This window comes from Desulfovibrio oxyclinae DSM 11498, assembly GCF_000375485.1.
Taxonomy (GTDB): Bacteria; Desulfobacterota; Desulfovibrionia; order Desulfovibrionales; family Desulfovibrionaceae; genus Pseudodesulfovibrio; species Pseudodesulfovibrio oxyclinae.
The window spans coordinates 71,434-86,791 of record NZ_AQXE01000013.1 but is presented as its reverse complement, the minus strand read 5'-3'; the positions used below and the strand labels follow the sequence as shown (position 1 = coordinate 86,791).

14 protein-coding genes are annotated in these 15,358 nt (G+C 62.7%); 11 read left to right on the top strand and 3 right to left on the bottom strand.

Annotation, left to right across the window (positions count from 1 at the left end; translation table 11 throughout):
- Positions 1–6: 6 nt before the first annotated feature.
- Positions 7–780, bottom strand: a complete 774-nt coding sequence (locus B149_RS0113895; protein ID WP_026167618.1) for a DUF3108 domain-containing protein — start codon at positions 778–780, stop codon at positions 7–9.
- A gap of 136 nt (positions 781–916) precedes the next feature.
- On the opposite strand from B149_RS0113895, the gene B149_RS0113890 reads away from it, so the two are divergent.
- The gene (locus B149_RS0113890) at positions 917–1,402 is read left to right on the top strand and encodes a CBS domain-containing protein (protein ID WP_018125776.1); all 486 of its coding nucleotides are present in this window, start codon (positions 917–919) and stop codon (positions 1,400–1,402) included.
- Between the two features lie 120 nt (positions 1,403–1,522).
- Here the strand turns inward: B149_RS0113890 and B149_RS0113885 are convergent, their stop codons facing one another.
- Together B149_RS0113885 and pyk are read right to left on the bottom strand one after the other, a co-directional pair.
- Positions 1,523–2,539 carry an HD-GYP domain-containing protein gene (locus B149_RS0113885; protein WP_018125775.1) on the bottom strand — a complete coding sequence of 339 codons (1,017 nt, stop codon included), beginning with the start codon at positions 2,537–2,539 and terminating at the stop codon, positions 1,523–1,525.
- Positions 2,540–2,541: 2 nt separating this feature from the next.
- On the bottom strand, positions 2,542–3,966 hold the full coding sequence (gene pyk, locus B149_RS0113880) for a pyruvate kinase (protein ID WP_018125774.1): 1,425 nt from the start codon (positions 3,964–3,966) through the stop codon (positions 2,542–2,544).
- 284 nt (positions 3,967–4,250) lie between these two features.
- Between pyk and B149_RS0113875 the strand changes: the two genes are divergently transcribed.
- From B149_RS0113875 to murG, 10 genes are read left to right on the top strand one after another with little or no spacing between them, the layout of a single operon-like run.
- Positions 4,251–4,697, top strand: coding sequence for a division/cell wall cluster transcriptional repressor MraZ (locus B149_RS0113875; RefSeq protein ID WP_018125773.1), 447 nt, complete (start codon positions 4,251–4,253; stop codon positions 4,695–4,697).
- 11 nt (positions 4,698–4,708) lie between these two features.
- The gene (rsmH, locus tag B149_RS0113870) at positions 4,709–5,680 is read left to right on the top strand and encodes a 16S rRNA (cytosine(1402)-N(4))-methyltransferase RsmH (protein ID WP_018125772.1); all 972 of its coding nucleotides are present in this window, start codon (positions 4,709–4,711) and stop codon (positions 5,678–5,680) included.
- Entirely contained in the window at positions 5,677–5,958 is a 282-nt protein-coding gene (locus B149_RS0113865) for a hypothetical protein (protein WP_018125771.1), read from the top strand. Before rsmH ends, B149_RS0113865 begins: the two co-directional genes overlap by 4 nt.
- A gap of 18 nt (positions 5,959–5,976) precedes the next feature.
- On the top strand, positions 5,977–7,944 hold the full coding sequence (locus tag B149_RS0113860) for a penicillin-binding transpeptidase domain-containing protein (RefSeq protein ID WP_018125770.1): 1,968 nt from the start codon (positions 5,977–5,979) through the stop codon (positions 7,942–7,944).
- Positions 7,919–9,424 carry a UDP-N-acetylmuramoyl-L-alanyl-D-glutamate--2,6-diaminopimelate ligase gene (locus B149_RS0113855; protein WP_040372922.1) on the top strand — a complete coding sequence of 502 codons (1,506 nt, stop codon included), beginning with the start codon at positions 7,919–7,921 and terminating at the stop codon, positions 9,422–9,424. Before B149_RS0113860 ends, B149_RS0113855 begins: the two co-directional genes overlap by 26 nt.
- Complete coding sequence (locus B149_RS0113850) at positions 9,421–10,785, top strand: UDP-N-acetylmuramoyl-tripeptide--D-alanyl-D-alanine ligase (protein WP_018125768.1); 1,365 nt, start codon at positions 9,421–9,423, stop codon at positions 10,783–10,785. Before B149_RS0113855 ends, B149_RS0113850 begins: the two co-directional genes overlap by 4 nt.
- Positions 10,782–11,858: a phospho-N-acetylmuramoyl-pentapeptide-transferase gene (mraY, locus tag B149_RS0113845; protein WP_018125767.1), complete on the top strand. Its 1,077-nt coding sequence runs from the start codon at positions 10,782–10,784 to the stop codon at positions 11,856–11,858. Before B149_RS0113850 ends, mraY begins: the two co-directional genes overlap by 4 nt.
- Positions 11,859–11,861: 3 nt before the next feature.
- Positions 11,862–13,145, top strand: a complete 1,284-nt coding sequence (murD, locus tag B149_RS0113840; protein ID WP_018125766.1) for a UDP-N-acetylmuramoyl-L-alanine--D-glutamate ligase — start codon at positions 11,862–11,864, stop codon at positions 13,143–13,145.
- Positions 13,146–14,273 (top strand): putative lipid II flippase FtsW, encoded by a 1,128-nt coding sequence (gene ftsW / locus B149_RS0113835; RefSeq protein ID WP_018125765.1) that lies wholly within the window; start codon positions 13,146–13,148, stop codon positions 14,271–14,273.
- Positions 14,270–15,352 (top strand): undecaprenyldiphospho-muramoylpentapeptide beta-N-acetylglucosaminyltransferase, encoded by a 1,083-nt coding sequence (murG, locus tag B149_RS0113830; RefSeq protein WP_018125764.1) that lies wholly within the window; start codon positions 14,270–14,272, stop codon positions 15,350–15,352. Before ftsW ends, murG begins: the two co-directional genes overlap by 4 nt.
- Positions 15,353–15,358 lie beyond the last annotated feature (6 nt).

Here is a 15,358-nt window from a genome sequence, read left to right as displayed (position 1 = left end):
ACGGCCCTATGGCAAGGCCGCCACATGGGCGTCGGGCGGTCGGTATCCCGTGAGTTCCAAGGAGAAATGTCCCACGACTACGCTGGATTTCACCCGTACCGGGATGCGCCGCTCATCCGCCGAAAACCAGACCGTAAGACTGGCGTCGTCGCTCTTTTTGAACACGCCGCTCAGGTCGGCGGTATCCAGCTCAACCCGAAAGCAGTCTATCTCGCCCATGGGCGTGTCCAGCACGTTTTTGCCCGCCACGTAGGCCTTGCCCTGCACCAGCACCTTGCCGTCCGTAACCGGCCCCGAAAAGCGCATGGTCTTGTAAAGGATGTGCTTGCGAAAATTGAAGAGCATCGCCAGCGGATCGAAATACGGACCATCCAGCTTCAACTCGTCGCGCAACTCGTCCCTGACGTAGCGGCGGGTCTTCATGGCATCCCAGTCGAAGACCACGAGGGAGTCCTTCCTGTACGACCCTTCCCGCTGATTCTTGCGGTGGCGGTAGGAGCGCGTCATGGCCGGGTCCGTCCACGAGTCGATGACGTCGCGGACCTTGTAGAAGGAATCGATGAACGGGGTGGTCCGCGCCTTGGCGTGGATGTTCAGGGTCGGCTTCCCCTCGATTTCTCGCCCGTGGCGCACTTCAAGCGTGGCGCTGCCCGCCTTCACCACGGTCCAGTAGATGTCATAGGTGAACCGCTCGCCGGGGCCGAACGGGATCTTCACCCCGGCAAGGCAGGGGGTTGATAATAATAGCAGTGCCGCGAGGGCCAGTGTCATTCTGATCATTCCTCTTCACAGCCCGAGATACGGGCCGATGTCAAGAATTCCCTGCCCGCAGCTGTGGACAACCGGCGTGATTGCCGCTATGGGCGGAGGAAACGGCTGTGATTTTTTCCAGTTTTCTTCAAGGAGTGTACGACCTATGATGCTCAGAAAGCGCGCCTGGGACATTATGCGCGACGAATTCCCCTCTGTTCAGGAAGACGCCAGCATGGCCGAATGCGTTCGCGTGCTGCGCGACGCCATCCGCGAGAACCCCGACAACTTCGTGGTCGTGGTCAAGACCAAGGGCGGCAAGCTTGCCGGCGCGGTCAGCATCTGGAAAGCGCTTCGCGCGCTCAAGGAATCCGTCCTGCGTGACGAGAACATTCGCAACGTGGACAACATCGACTGGGATCAGGCCGTCCGCCACGCCTGCCTCACCTGCACGCAGATGCGCATCGAGGAATTCATCGAGCCCGACGTCCCCACCGTCAAACCCAACGACGCCGCGCTGGTGCTGCACGACGTCATGGCCCGCGCCCGCAAGAGCTGGTGCATCGTCACCGAGGGCGGCAAGGTCATGGGCGTGGTCTTCCTTTCGGACCTGTACCGCGAAATGACCCGCGACATGCTTCGCGTCTGCTAGCACGCTCCGCTTTCAAACAATCCAAAGGCCCGCGCTGCATCCCAGCGACGGGCCTTTTTCATGAAAAACCCCGCTCTTTCAAGAGCGGGGTTATCTATTGTTGGCTTGCCCCGACAGGAATCAGGGCTTCATCTTCATGTCGTTCATGAGCAGCATCTGAAGCGCACCGGCCATTGTTTCATCATAGCCCGGGTTGTTGCGCAACTCCGAAGCGGCTGCCACGAACTCCTTGCCTTCCCCGTAGGGACGCTTGGTGACCATGGCGCAAAAGGAATCCACCAGCCCGCAGAGTCTGCCGTGAAAGCTGATGGCGTCGCCCTTCTTTTTCTGCGGATACCCCGAGCCATTGACCCGCTCGTGATGCTCCGCAACACAGGCTTCCACTTCAGGATACTTCAGATCAAGCTTGGTGAGCATCTGGAACCCGAGGTTCGGATGCTGGTTGATCTTGGAGCGCTCGTCGCCGGTGAGCGGCTTTTCCTTGGAAAGGATGAAGGCCGGGACCTTGCTCATGCCTATGTCGTGCAGAAACAGTCCGGCGGCCAGCCTGTCGAAGTTCTTGCGCACGATGCGCCGGGCCTCGAAGTCCTGCACCTGAAGTTTTCCGTACAGGGCAAGGCCGGTGAAGCCGCAGTTCACCGCATGGTTGGGCTGCGAATGCTCGCGATGCAGCCTGCGCACCAGCGCCCGTGAACGGTGGATGTCCTGCGAGAGGTACTCCGTGAGCACCATGAGGTCGCGCCAGAATTTGTCGAACACGGCCGGAACGGGCTGTTCGAAGAGTTCCTCGGTGCGACGTGTAAGGGCCTGCACGAAAATGTCCGCGATCTCGGTTTCCTTGAGGTTCTTGTCCACAAGCACCAGATCCAGCTGGTAGCTGATGTGTTTGACGTAGACCGGGTGGTCGTCGCGCGAGACGAAGACGACTCCTTCGTTGGCGAGGTCGGGAAGCTCCTCGACCTGCTCGGCGGTGAGGCGTCCCCCTTTACGGTAATAGGGGCTCACGCGGGCCACACTCTCGTCCAGGACGAAAATGTCGAGCGGCGGACGGTACTTGTGAAAGCTTCCGAGGATGTCCGGCGTGATCTGGTAGTACTCTTCGTTGAGTCCGTCGGTGATTTCGTGCTTGATGGCCATGGTTACTTCTCGAACAGCTTGACGACGTTGGTCTGGGTGCGATTCTGCTTCTTGTCGGGCTGACCCGCGGTGATCACGAGAGTGTCGTCACTCTCGAATCCCTTGAACTGGCGGACGAATTCTTCTGCGCGCTGCTGGTGACCTTCCACATCCTCGGGCGGTGCGTAGGGGATGACGCCCCAGGAAAGGTTGGTGAAGTGGCGCACGATGGAGTCGCGACTGAGTGCGTAGATGGACTGGCGCGGACGGCAGGCCGAGAGGATCCGTGAGGTGGCGCCCGAAGTGGAGTGGCTGACGATGGCCCGGGCCTTGGTCTTGGCTGCAAGCATGGCCGCTGCAAAGGCAAGGAACGTGGCGGGATGCTCCTCGTCCCCGGGCTGCATGGCATCGGTGGAGCGCTGCTCGAAGTAGAATTCCTCGATCTCGTAGGCGATCTTGCGCATGAACCGGACCGCCTCGCCGGGATACTGGCCGATGGCCGTTTCCTCGGAGAGCATGATGCAGTCCGCACCATCGAGAATGGCGTTTGCCACGTCCGTGGTTTCGGCGCGGGTGGCCATGGGCGCGTTGACCATGGAAAGCAGCATCTGTGTGGCCACGATGACCGGTTTGCCCCGCTTGTTGCAGGCCTTGATGATCCGCTTCTGGGTGGCGGGCAGCTCGGACAACTCCATCTCCAGACCCAGGTCGCCGCGCGCCACCATGACGCCGTCGGCCTCGTCGAGGATACGTTCAAGGTCGTTGACCGCCGCGGTGCGCTCCAGCTTGGCGATGATGGGCACGCGCCTGCCGTACTGGAGCATCTCGGCCCTGAGTTGGCAGATGTCTTCGGGCTTCTGTACATAGCTCATGGCCACGCAGTCCACGCCCAGCTCCATGCCCACGGTCAGGTCGCGCTTGTCCTTTTCGGTGAGCGCGGCCAGCGGTGTGGTCTTGCCGGGAAAGGTGATGCCCTTTCTGGGTGGAGCAATGCCGGAGTTGATGGCCTTGAGGCGCACCAGATGCTCGCCTTCGCGCCGCAGGGCGTAGAAGCGCAGCATACCGTCGGAGAGCGCCACCGGGTCCCCCTCCTGAATGACGGGCAGCAGCTCGGGCATGTCCAGACAGATGAACGGTTCATCCACCCCTTCCGCCATTTCAGGTGTTCCAAGCAGCACCTCCGTGCCCTTGGAAATCTCCAGAGTGCCTTGCCCGGCGTCGCAGGTGCGCACCTTGGGCCCGGACAGGTCCTGCAGGATGGTCAGCGTGTAGCCGGTCTCCTCCTCCAGCCCCCTGATGATGTTCACGAGCTTGGTGAAAAATTCCTTGTCGCCGTGGGAAAAGTTCAGGCGGAAGATACGCGCCCCGGATTGAACCAGTTCGCGCACTGCCTCTTCTGACTGCGTCCCGGGTCCGAGGGTGGCGATGATCTTGATGTGTCTGTCCATGGTCCCCCCTTGGGGTGGTTTTGCCGGGTTTTCGGGCCCGTCACGGCCATCCGTGCCCGCAATTCTTCGGGATGAATGGTGAAAGCCGGACGGAAAATATTCGCCCACGCTGCGAAGTGTAGGGCGATGACAGCGAAAAATCAACTGAACGCGGTTTTTTTCCCACATAAATCATACGGGGGTGTTGACATTCTCTTGAGATTCACTCAAAGGTGGTAAAAAGTGGTACCAAGTGATGACAAAGGGGAACAAAGTGGAACGAAGTGTTCCACAAGAGGAAGTCGATGCGATTCAGAGGTCACGTACATAGAAGCCTGGACGAAAAGGGACGGCTCATCCTTCCGTCCGCTTTCCGGGACAAGCTACTGGGGGACACCCCGGACGGCCGTCTTGTGCTGACCATCTGGGAGAAACACGTCATCGGCATAACCCCCGAGCAGTGGGAGAAGCTGGAGCAGGAACTTGAGAAGATCAAGGCTCCCAGCCGTCAGATGCAAAACGTCATCAGGATATTCTTTTCCGGCTACGAGGAGGTGGCTGTGGCCAAGAACGGTCGCATAGCCATCCCCGCGCATCTTCGCAAGAGCGGAAAGCTGGACAAGGACGTGGTGGTGATGGGCGCGGGCAGGCGTTTCGAGATCTGGCCGGCCGAAAGCTTCGAGTCACTGCTCGACGAAGACTACGACGTGTCGGAAGAGTTCGCCGACAACAGCGTCGCCCTGCCCTTCTGATGGAGAGGCGGATGAGCGACCCCGGCGACAGACACGCAACGGTACTGCTTCAGGAGACCATCGAGTGGCTCAGACCCCGTCCTCAGGGCAGATACTTGGACGGAACGCTCGGAATGGGCGGACACTCGAAAGCCATTCTGGAAGCCGCGGCGGGCAAGGCCGAGCTTCTGGGACTGGACCGGGACGAGGAAGCCCTCGACCTGGCCGCCCGCAGACTGGCGGAGTTCTCCGGCAAGACGCATCTGTACCACCTGCCCTTCAGCCGTTTCGAGGACGCCCTCGACGACCTCGGCTGGGACAGGCTGGACGGAGCGGTTCTCGACCTCGGAGTGTCGAGTCTCCAGCTCGACGAGGCTGATAGAGGATTCAGCTTCATCCGCGAAGGACCGCTGGATATGCGCATGGACACGGCGAGCGGCATGCCGCCCGCCAAGGCGTTGGTCAACACCATGAGCCACGGGGACCTCGCCCGGATCATCCGACAATACGGCGAAGACCCCATGGCAGGCAAGATTGCCAGCGCGATACTGAAAGAGAGGGAGAAGGAACCGATCGAGACCACGCTCAGGCTGGCCTCCATCGTGGAACGGGCTTACCCGCCGAAGATGCGGGCCACCTCCCGGACCCATCCTGCCACCCGGACCTTTCAGGGACTGCGAATAGCGGTCAACAGGGAATTGGAGGAACTCTCCACGTTTTTGGAAACCATAGCCGCGCGCCTCAATCCCGGTGCCAGAGTGGCGATCATTTCGTTCCACTCCCTTGAAGACCGGGCCGTGAAGCGGGCCTTCCGGGAAGCCGCACGATCGTGCGTCTGCCCGAAGCATCAGCCCCTTTGCACTTGCGAGGGCGTGGCAAAGTTCCGGGTGCTGACCAAAAAACCCGTCCTCCCCACAGAAGAGGAGATGGCGGTAAACACGCGAAGCAGGAGCGCCAAGCTCCGGGTCGCGGAGAGGTTGGGGCCCGACGGGAAAACCGCATGAAGACCAATGACGGCAGCCGTTTCAGCCTGATTCTCGCCCTGCTTGCAGGCGCGCTGATCTTCGGGCTGGCTTCGGTTTGGCTGAACATAGGTCGCATGGACATGGCCTACGACATCCGGAACATGGAGAAGGAACTGGATCGTCGCAGGACGGTCACGGCCAAGCTCGAAGTGGAGCGCAACAACCTTCTCTCGCCCTACAGGCTGGGCGAACTGGCGAAGGAACTCGGACTCGTGGTCCCGGAGCCGGGACAAATACGGCGCGTCACCGAACAGTGACGGGACGGGAATTTTTTTATGACTGGACGCAACGGCGCGAAAAAAGAATTCAGCAAGCCGAAGATCATCATCGTCATGGTGCTCTTCGGCCTTGTGCTGTCCGCGCTTTGGGTCCGGGCCGGCTGGGTGCAGCTGCACGAGGGGGAAGCCCTCGAACGCATGGCATCCCGCCAGAGCCTCGCCTCCGAACTGGAATTCGGACGCCGGGGACGCATCTTCGACAGAAACGGCACCCTTTTGGCCTCCAGCGCCGAGGCGCGCAGCGTCTTCGCCAATCCCCGCAAGGTGCGCGACCCGGAAAAGACCGCCCATCAGCTGAGGCGCCTGCTCGGCGTATCCTTCCCCAGAATCCACAAGCGCCTCGCCTCGGACCGGCAGTTCGTCTGGATCAAGCGGCAGGTCACGGACCGTCAGGCCGCGGCCGTGCGCAAAGCCAGGATTCCCGGCGTTCGCATGGCCTCTGAGTTCACCAGACTGTACCCCAACGGCCCGCTGGCCGGACAGGTGCTCGGCTTCACGGGCATCGACGGCAAAGGGCTGGAAGGCATTGAGAGCGAATTCGAAAAACGCCTCGCTCCGGGCAAGGCCCGCTTCGTGGTTCAGCGCGACGCCTCCGGCCGCAGGCTCTACCTGAACGATCAGGGTGAAGTGGTGGATATCGACGGTCTTGACGTGACCCTGACCATCGACGCACGCGTGCAGCACGCTGCCGAGGAAGCCCTCTATCGCGCCATAGAAAAGCACGAGGCCAAGGCCGGAATCGTCATCGCGGCAGACGTGAAGACCGGTGATATCCTCGCCATGGCCAACTATCCGTTCTTCAACCCGAACATTTACTCCCGCACCCGCCCCGCGGACAGGCGCAACCGCGCGGTGCTGGATCTGTACGAACCGGGTTCCACCCTCAAGCCCATCCTCTTCGCCGCGGCGATCGAGGAAGGCGTCATCGAGCCCAACACGCTCATCGACTGCGAAAACGGCCGCTGGCGCGTGGGCCGAAAGGTCATCCGCGACCATAAATACGCTCGCTGGCTCCCGGCCCGCAAGGTGCTGCGATATTCCAGCAACATCGGCTGCGCCAAGATCGGCCAGATGCTCGGAGCGGACGCCTACTACTCGTACCTCGTGAAGCTCGGTTTTCTCGAACGGCCCGAGGCCAGACTCCCGGCCATGCGATCGGGCATGTTGCGCCCCCCGGAGAAGTGGACGGAAGTGGATCAGGCCGCCATCTCGTTCGGTCAAGGCATCAGCTCCACGGCCCTGCAGCTCATGGAGGCCTACATGTGCATAGCCGCAGGCGGAGAAACCCGCTCCCTGCGTCTGGTGCAAACCCCCGACAGCCCGGCTTCGCGCTCGGGCGAACGCATTTTCAGCCGTCAGACCGCCGCCACCGTGCTCAAGCTCATGGAAGAAGTGGTGGAAAAAGACGGCACCGGCCGGCGCGCCCGCATCCCCGGCATCGCCATGGCGGGCAAGACCGGAACGGCGCAGAAGGCCGTTCGCGGCGGGTACGGGGACAAGTACATGTCCTCATTTGTAGGCATGGTCCCGGCCGAGGACCCCGAGCTGCTCATCCTCTGCATGGTTGACGAGCCCGAAGGCATCGACTACGGCGGCATCGTGGCCGCGCCGGTGGTTCGCTCCGTGCTCGTGGAGACACTGGCGCTTCGCGGTCAGCTTCCCGACGCCCACGCCGTGCGACTGGCGCGGAAGAATTCCCCCGAAACCGAGGTGGTTGAGCCCACCCCGGAGTCGGTCCGCGCCGTGCTCCCGGCTCCCGTCATACTGGCGCCCGGCACACGCATCCCGGATGTGAAAGGCATGCCCCTGCGGCGCGCCCTGGAAGTATTTCTGAAAAAAGGCATCGTTCCCGCCGTGCGCGGGGACGGCATGACTGTCACCGGCCAGACGCCCGCCCCCGGCGAGCCGTGGCCCGAACCCGAAGAGGAGGCTCGGGATGATGTTTTTGTTCTCCAGCTCTCCTAGACTCGCCAAGGAGCGAACCGGCCTCATGAATTTCGCACAGCTGGCCAAGCTGGTCCGAAAGGGCCTGCCCGTGCATACCGACTCCCGCAATGTCAAGGAAGGGGACTGCTTCGTCGCCATGCCCGGCACCACCGTGCGCGGCATCGATTTCATACCCATGGCCCTTTACAACGGCGCAAGCTGCATCGTGGCGGCAGAAGCCGATCGCGACGTCATCGGCCCCGAAGTGGAAGACAAGGCCGCCGTCTGCTACGTCCCCGACACCGCCGACGCCCTCGGCGAACTGGCGGCGGAAGCGTTCGGCACCAACGATATCCAGATGAAGACCGTGGGCATCACCGGCACCAACGGCAAGACCACCACCAGCTACATCGTGGAACACCTGCTGTCCGCGTCCGGACTCATCCCCGGCGTGCTCGGCACGGTCTCCTACCGCTGGCCCGGATTCTCCGTTGACGCCAAGCTTACCACGCCCGACTGCTGGGCCATTCACGAACTCATGGCCAACATGGGTCAGGCCGACGTGGACGCCGTGGTCATGGAAGTATCCTCCCACGCTCTTGAACAGAAGCGCGTGGCTGGCATCGACTTCGACGTTGCCGTGTTCACCAACCTCACGCAGGACCATCTGGACTACCACGGCAGCATGGAACGCTACTTCGAGTCCAAGGCAAAGCTTTTCACGGAGTATCCGGCCGAGGGCAAATGCTGCGTCATCAACCACGATGACCATTACGGGCGCCGCCTGTTGGGCATGTGCGAGAACGTCGTGGGCTACGGTCTCGGCGAACCCGTGCAGGACATCCCCAGCCTGTGCGGTCGCATCAAGGAGAGCACGGTCAAGGGACTGGTGCTCGAATGCTCGTGGAAGGGCAAGAGCTGGGAGATCCGCTCTCCCCTCGTTGGCGAACACAACGCGCTGAACCTGCTGGCGGCGCAGGCTGTGGGCATCTGCCTCGGCCTCGGCTGCAAAGACTTCCGCAAGCTCGACGAGTTCAAGGGAGTCCCCGGACGGCTGGAACGCGTGGAAAACGAACTGAACCTCGACATATTCATCGACTACGCCCATACGCCCGACGCTCTCATGAACGTGCAGAAGACCCTCAAGGCGCTTGATTTCAGCCGCCTGATCACGGTTTTCGGCTGCGGCGGCGACCGCGACAGGACCAAGCGTCCGCTCATGGCGGAAGCCGTGGCCCGGTTCGCCGACGTTGCCGTGCTGACATCCGACAACCCGCGTACCGAAGACCCCGAAGCCATCATGCGCGACGCCGAGCCCGGCCTTGAAGGCTGCCCGCACGTGATTCGCGAGGCGGACCGCACCGAAGGCATCCGCAAGGCCATTCTCGAAATGCGCGACGGCGACGTGCTGCTCATCGCGGGCAAGGGCCACGAGAGCTATCAGGAAATCGGCACCGAGCGCATCGACTATCACGACAGCCGCGCGGTCATGGCCGCCATAGCGGAGGCGAAGCAGTGAGACTGACCCTTGCCGACATAGAACAGTGCCTCGGCATCGGCGCCGACGTGACCGACACTCCCGTGACCGGCGTGTGCACCGACTCCCGCACCGTGCAGAAGGGCGACCTGTTCGTCTGCATTGATGGCGAGCACTTCGACGGACACGAATTCGCGGCCAAGGCCGCGGAAGCCGGTGCCTGCGCCGTGATCGCCTCCCGCATGCTGGAACTGCGCGATACCCCGGTTTTCATGGTTCGCGACACCGTGAACGCCCTGGGCAGAATCGCCGCGTGCTGGCGCGAGAAGTGCGAGGCCAAACTCGTGGCCGTCACCGGCTCCGCAGGCAAGACCACCATCAAGGAGCTGCTCGCGCTGGCCTGCTCGAACCGCTACCGGGTCGCCAAGAACTACCGCAACCTCAACAACCAGATCGGCCTGCCGCTCTCCATGCTGCGCGCCTCCTGCGACGAGGACCTGTGGATCATGGAACTTGGCATCAGCCACACCGGAGACATGGACGAGCTGGGCATGGTCGCGCGCCCCGACGTTGCGGTCATCGCCAACATCGGCCCCGCGCACCTTGAAGGCCTCGGAGATATTTCCGGGGTGGCACAGGCCAAGGCCGCACTGCTCAAATACCTGCGTGACGGCGGTGAAGCCATCGTCAGCAATGATTATTTCGAACTCTGGGAAGCCGCGCAGAAGATCATCCCGTCCCCCACAAGCTTCTCCACGCTGGCGGGCAAGACCGGCTTCACCTGCTGTTTCCTCGGCGCGGGGCCGGAAGGCGAAGGCCGTTTCCGGCTCACCACGCCCGAGGAGGAGCACGAATTTCAGGCCCCGGTCTGCGGTGACCACATCGCGGAAAACCTCGCGGCGGTGGCCGCTGCATGTCACGCACTGGACGTCCCGGCCGAAGACGTGGTCTGGGCGGCGCAGCATTTCAAGGCCGATGCGCAGCGCTTCTGCACCCGTCAGGCGGGCTGCTTCACCCTCATCGACGACACCTACAACGCGAACCCCTTGTCCATGCGCCGCTCCATCGAGACAGCCCGCTGCATTGCTGCGGATCGCCCCCTCGTGCTGGTGCTCGGCGACATGCGTGAACTCGGTCCCGGCGCAAACGCGGCACACGAAGAACTCGGACGGCTCATCGCCGAGACCACTCCCGCCGCCGTGTTCTGGCGCGGCGAGCACGCCGCCGACGTAAAGCGCGGCTTTGCCGGCCTCTCGGACATTGATGATACCGAGGGCTTTATCTCGCAGTGGAATACCCTTGGCCTCACGGACGCGGTGGTGCTCTTCAAGGGTTCCCGATCCATGAACATGGAAGACTTTTCCCGCGCCCTCGCGGCCAAACTGGAAGGAGACGCGGCATGATTTTCAACCTGCTCTACCCGCTCAGCACGGAAATCGGCGTTTTCAACGTCTTCCGGTACATCACCTTCCGTTCGGTCTGGGCGCTGCTCACCGCGCTGATCATTTCCATAGTATTCGGTCCCATGATGATCCGCTGGCTGCAGCGCATCAAGTGCGGCCAGTCCATCCAGAGCGAGGTGGCGGCCCACAAGTGCAAGCAGGGCACCCCGACCATGGGTGGCGTCATGATCATCTTCAGCGTGCTCGTCAGCACCCTGTTCTGGGCGGACCTCACCAACCACTACGTATGGCTGGCACTGCTGGTCTTCACCGGCTTCGGCGCGGTGGGCTTCGCAGATGACTACATCAAGGTGGTCAAGAAACGGAACCTCGGCCTCTCCGCCAAGGCGAAATTTCTCGGCCAGCTGCTCGTGGCGGGCGCGGCCATCGCCGTCCTCATCCACGAACCCACCTACTCCACCAAACTGGCGGTGCCCTTCTTCAAGGACATCACCCCGGATCTGGGCTGGTTCTACCTGCCCTTTGCCGTGGTGGTCATGGTGGGCGCGAGCAACGCGGTGAACCTCACGGACGGTCTGGACGGGCTCGCCATCGGCCCCATGGTGGTAGCCATGGCCTGCTTCGCCATCTTCGTCTACATCTCCGGCCACGCCGCCTTTGCGGAATACCTCTCCGTCCCGCTGCTGCCAGGCATCGGCGAGGTGACGGTCTTCTGCGGCGCCATGGTGGGAGCCGGACTCGGCTTCCTCTGGTTCAACGCCTATCCCGCGCAAGTATTTATGGGCGACGTGGGTTCGCTGGCCCTTGGCGGCGCGCTGGGCTTCGTGGCGGTCCTCGCCAAGCAGGAACTGCTGCTGATCATCGTCGGCGGTGTCTTCGTCTTCGAGACCCTCTCGGTCATCCTGCAGGTGGGCTACTTCAAGATGACGGGCGGCAAGCGGATCTTCCGCATGGCCCCCCTGCACCACCATTTCGAACTCAAGGGGATTCCGGAATCCAAGATCATCATCCGGTTCTGGATCTTCTCCATACTGATGGCGCTCACCGCGCTGTCCACACTCAAGCTGAGGTAGGCCATGACGAAGATCGACCTCACACAACTTGAAGGCATCCGGGCCGTGGTCGTGGGCGCACAGCGTTCCGGTCTGGCCGCGGCGCGCTTTCTGGCAGCACATGGAGCGCGGGTCAGCCTGCTGGATCGCCGCGAAGACCTCGATCTTTCCGCGGAAGGACTCGACGGCGTGGACATCATCCTCGGCCCGCACACCCCTGAGATGTTCGAAGGAGCGGATCTCGTGGTCCCCTCTCCGGGCGCGGACGTGCGGAAGATCGAGGCCATGGCCGCTGTCCCGGCTGAACGCATCATCGCGGAGATGGAGCTGGGCTACGCCAATACCGACATCCCCGTGCTGGCGGTGACCGGGACCAACGGCAAGACCACCACCACGCTTCTGTGCAAGGCCATGCTTGAAGCGGCAGGAAAAACGGTCTTTGCCGGCGGCAACCTCGGCACCCCGCTTACGGAATTTCTGCTCGAAGACGGCAAGGCGGATGCCCTGGTATTGGAGATTTCCAGCTTTCAGCTCATGCACTGCCGCGACTTTCGCCCCGCCGCCGCCATCATGCTCAACTTCTCCGGCAACCATCTGGACTGGCACGAGAGCATGGAAGAGTACCTCGACGCCAAGCTGCGGCTGTTCGCCAACCAGACTTCCGGCGACGTTGCAGTGCTGGGCGACTCCCTGCGCCAACTGCTCGCGGACCGCGAGTTCACCGAGGCACAGATCGTCTGGTCTCAATGCACAGAACGGTTCCAGTCCCCGACGCTGCCGGGCGAGCACAACTGCGCCAATGCCGAAGCCGCTTGGCAGGCCGTGAAACACTTCGGCGTAAGCATGGAACAGGCCACCAAGGCCGTCAGGGAGTTTCCGGCCCAGCCCCACCGCATCGAAACCGTGGGGGAAAAGGGCGGCGTGACCTTCGTCAACGACACCAAGGCCACCACCTTCGAGGCCGTGGCTGCGGCGGTAAAAACCTTTCGCAAACGCCCGGTGCGCCTGCTCATGGGCGGCGTTTACAAGGGCGGCGACATGGACGCCCTGCTGAAAGCGCTGGAAGGACGCGTGATCCGCGTGGGCCTGTTCGGCGGCTCGCGCGACGTGTTTGAAAAGCCCCTGTCCCGCTACTTCAACGTGACGTGGGACAAGACGATGGAGAAGGCCGTGAAGCGCCAGTATTCCGCCGCATCCCGCGGTGACGTGATACTGCTCTCGCCCGGCACGTCGAGCTTTGACCAGTACGCAGACTACAAGGCGCGCGGAGAGGACTTCCGCCGCATCTTCGAGGAGCTGGAGGACTAGATGAACCGCAAGCTGAACGCTCGCAAACCCGCCCCCAACAACGGGGACATGGACCGCTGGTTGCTGACCTCGGTCATGTTGCTCGTGGGCTTCGGGCTGATCATGGTGCTGTCTTCCAGCGGCATCATGGCCGAGCGTTTTCATGCGGACAAGTACTTCTATTTCAAGAAGCAGGCGATGTTCGCGGCGGGCGGCCTCGTCGCCATGTACGCCGCAAGCCGTATCCCCCGCAGGATGATTTACGGCCTGACCTATTTCTGGGTGTTCACCGTGGCGGTGCTGCTGGTGCTGTGCGGCCTGACCCCGCTTGGCGTGAGCGCGGGCGGCGCATCCCGCTGGCTCTCCATGGGGCCGATCAACATTCAGCCCATGGAATTCGCCAAGCCCGCGCTGGTGATCTACCTCGCCTACTTCTTCGCCAAGAAGCAGGACAAGGTGAAGCATTTCTCCATCGGTTTCCTGCCGCCGTTCGTGGTCACCGGCCTGTTCTGCCTGCTGCTCATGACGCAGCCGGACTTCGGCGGCGCGGTATTCCTTGCGGCCATCCTGTTCTTCATGTGCATGGTAGGCGGTACCCGCTTGAGCTATCTGGTTATGGCCGGTGCCTTCGGCGCGTTCGCGGGATGGCAGCTCATCGCCTCTTCCCCCTACCGCCTCAAACGCTGGACCGCATTCCTCGACCCGTTCGCCAGCGCACAGAACGAGGGGTACCAGCTCGTGCAGTCGCTCTATGCCTTCGGCTCCGGCGGGCTGACCGGTCAGGGACTCGGCGCTGGAAAGCAGAAACTGTTCTTCCTGCCCGAAGCGCACAACGACTTCATCATGGCCGTGGCCGGCGAGGAGCTCGGTTTCATCGGCCTGAGCCTGTTCTTCATACTGGTTGGCTTCTTCCTGTTCCGCGCCTTCCGCGTATCGCTCAGGCAGGAAGACCTTCAGGACCGCTTCACGGCGTTCGGCATGACCCTGATTCTCGCGCTCGGCTTCGTGCTCAATCTTGCCGTGGTGCTCGGAACCGTGCCGCCCAAGGGCGTGGCCATGCCCTTCATAAGCTACGGCGGTTCCAGCATGCTCGCCTCCCTGCTGTGCGCGGGAATGCTGCTCAATATTTCACGGGAGGCTTCCAAATGACGCTCTCCCGGCTCGTGATCACCACCGGCGGCACCGGCGGCCACATCTTTCCCGCGCTTGCCGTGGCGCATGAAGCCAGACGCCGCAATCCCTCCTGCTCCGTGCTGTTCCTCGGCGGCTCCGGCCCAGAGCGGGAACTGGCGAAGAAGGCCGACATCGAATTCCGGGAGCTGCCCGCCAAAGGCGTCATGGGACGCGGCGTAAAAGGCATCCTCGGCGGCATCGGCTGGCTTGGAAAGGGCTTGACCCGCGCCATGGGCGAACTGCGCCGCTTCCGGCCCGAAGCGGTCATCGGTTTCGGCGGCTACGCCGGATTCTGCCCGGTACTGGCGGCATGGCTCCTGCGCATCCCGTCCGCCGTGCACGAGCAGAACAGCTATCCGGGTGTGACCAACCGCGCGCTGGGCCGCTTGGTGAAGCGGGTTTTCCTGTCTTTCGAGGACAAGGCGGGCATGTTCCCCGCCACCAAGACGCGGCTGACCGGCAACCCGGTCCGCGAAACGATTTTCAAAGCACGCGAGGACGACGCCGAGCGCCCGGGACGGCATCTGCTGGTCCTCGGCGGCAGTCAGGGAGCAAAACCCCTGAACGACGCCGTTGTCGCGGCGCTTCCCGCCCTGCTGAAAGCGGGCATTACCCTGACACATCAGGCGGGACGGCAGGATGAGGAACGCGTGCGCGAGGCCTATGCGAAAGCCGGGGCCGATCCACAGAGCGTGAAGGGATTCATCGAAGACATGACCGAGGCTTACCGCCACGCCGATATGGTTCTGGCACGGGCCGGAGCGTCCACGGTCTTCGAACTGGCAGCTGCGGGCAAACCCTCGGCGCTGGTGCCCTTCCCGTACGCGACACACGACCACCAGACCGCCAACGCCCGTGCCATTGAAGCCGCGGGCGGCAGCGTGGTGGTCCCCCAGCCCGAACTGGAACAGGGCTGGCTGAAACACAACATGGAATCGATGTTCGACTCCGGACGACTGGCCGAAATGGGCCGCAACGCCGCCGGGTTCGCAAAGCCGGACGCGGCGTCGGACATCGTGGACGGACTTGAGGCGATCGCCTCAAGCCGCAGATAATCGGGA

Coding starts and splice junctions, on each gene's coding strand:
- B149_RS0113895 (WP_026167618.1), bottom strand. CDS start 780: ATGATCAGAATGACACTGGCCCTCGCGGCACTGCTATTATTATCAACC.
- B149_RS0113890 (WP_018125776.1), top strand. CDS start 917: ATGATGCTCAGAAAGCGCGCCTGGGACATTATGCGCGACGAATTCCCC.
- B149_RS0113885 (WP_018125775.1), bottom strand. CDS start 2,539: ATGGCCATCAAGCACGAAATCACCGACGGACTCAACGAAGAGTACTAC.
- pyk (WP_018125774.1), bottom strand. CDS start 3,966: ATGGACAGACACATCAAGATCATCGCCACCCTCGGACCCGGGACGCAG.
- B149_RS0113875 (WP_018125773.1), top strand. CDS start 4,251: ATGCGATTCAGAGGTCACGTACATAGAAGCCTGGACGAAAAGGGACGG.
- rsmH (WP_018125772.1), top strand. CDS start 4,709: ATGAGCGACCCCGGCGACAGACACGCAACGGTACTGCTTCAGGAGACC.
- B149_RS0113865 (WP_018125771.1), top strand. CDS start 5,677: ATGAAGACCAATGACGGCAGCCGTTTCAGCCTGATTCTCGCCCTGCTT.
- B149_RS0113860 (WP_018125770.1), top strand. CDS start 5,977: ATGACTGGACGCAACGGCGCGAAAAAAGAATTCAGCAAGCCGAAGATC.
- B149_RS0113855 (WP_040372922.1), top strand. CDS start 7,919: ATGTTTTTGTTCTCCAGCTCTCCTAGACTCGCCAAGGAGCGAACCGGC.
- mraY (WP_018125767.1), top strand. CDS start 10,782: ATGATTTTCAACCTGCTCTACCCGCTCAGCACGGAAATCGGCGTTTTC.
- murD (WP_018125766.1), top strand. CDS start 11,862: ATGACGAAGATCGACCTCACACAACTTGAAGGCATCCGGGCCGTGGTC.
- ftsW (WP_018125765.1), top strand. CDS start 13,146: ATGAACCGCAAGCTGAACGCTCGCAAACCCGCCCCCAACAACGGGGAC.
- murG (WP_018125764.1), top strand. CDS start 14,270: ATGACGCTCTCCCGGCTCGTGATCACCACCGGCGGCACCGGCGGCCAC.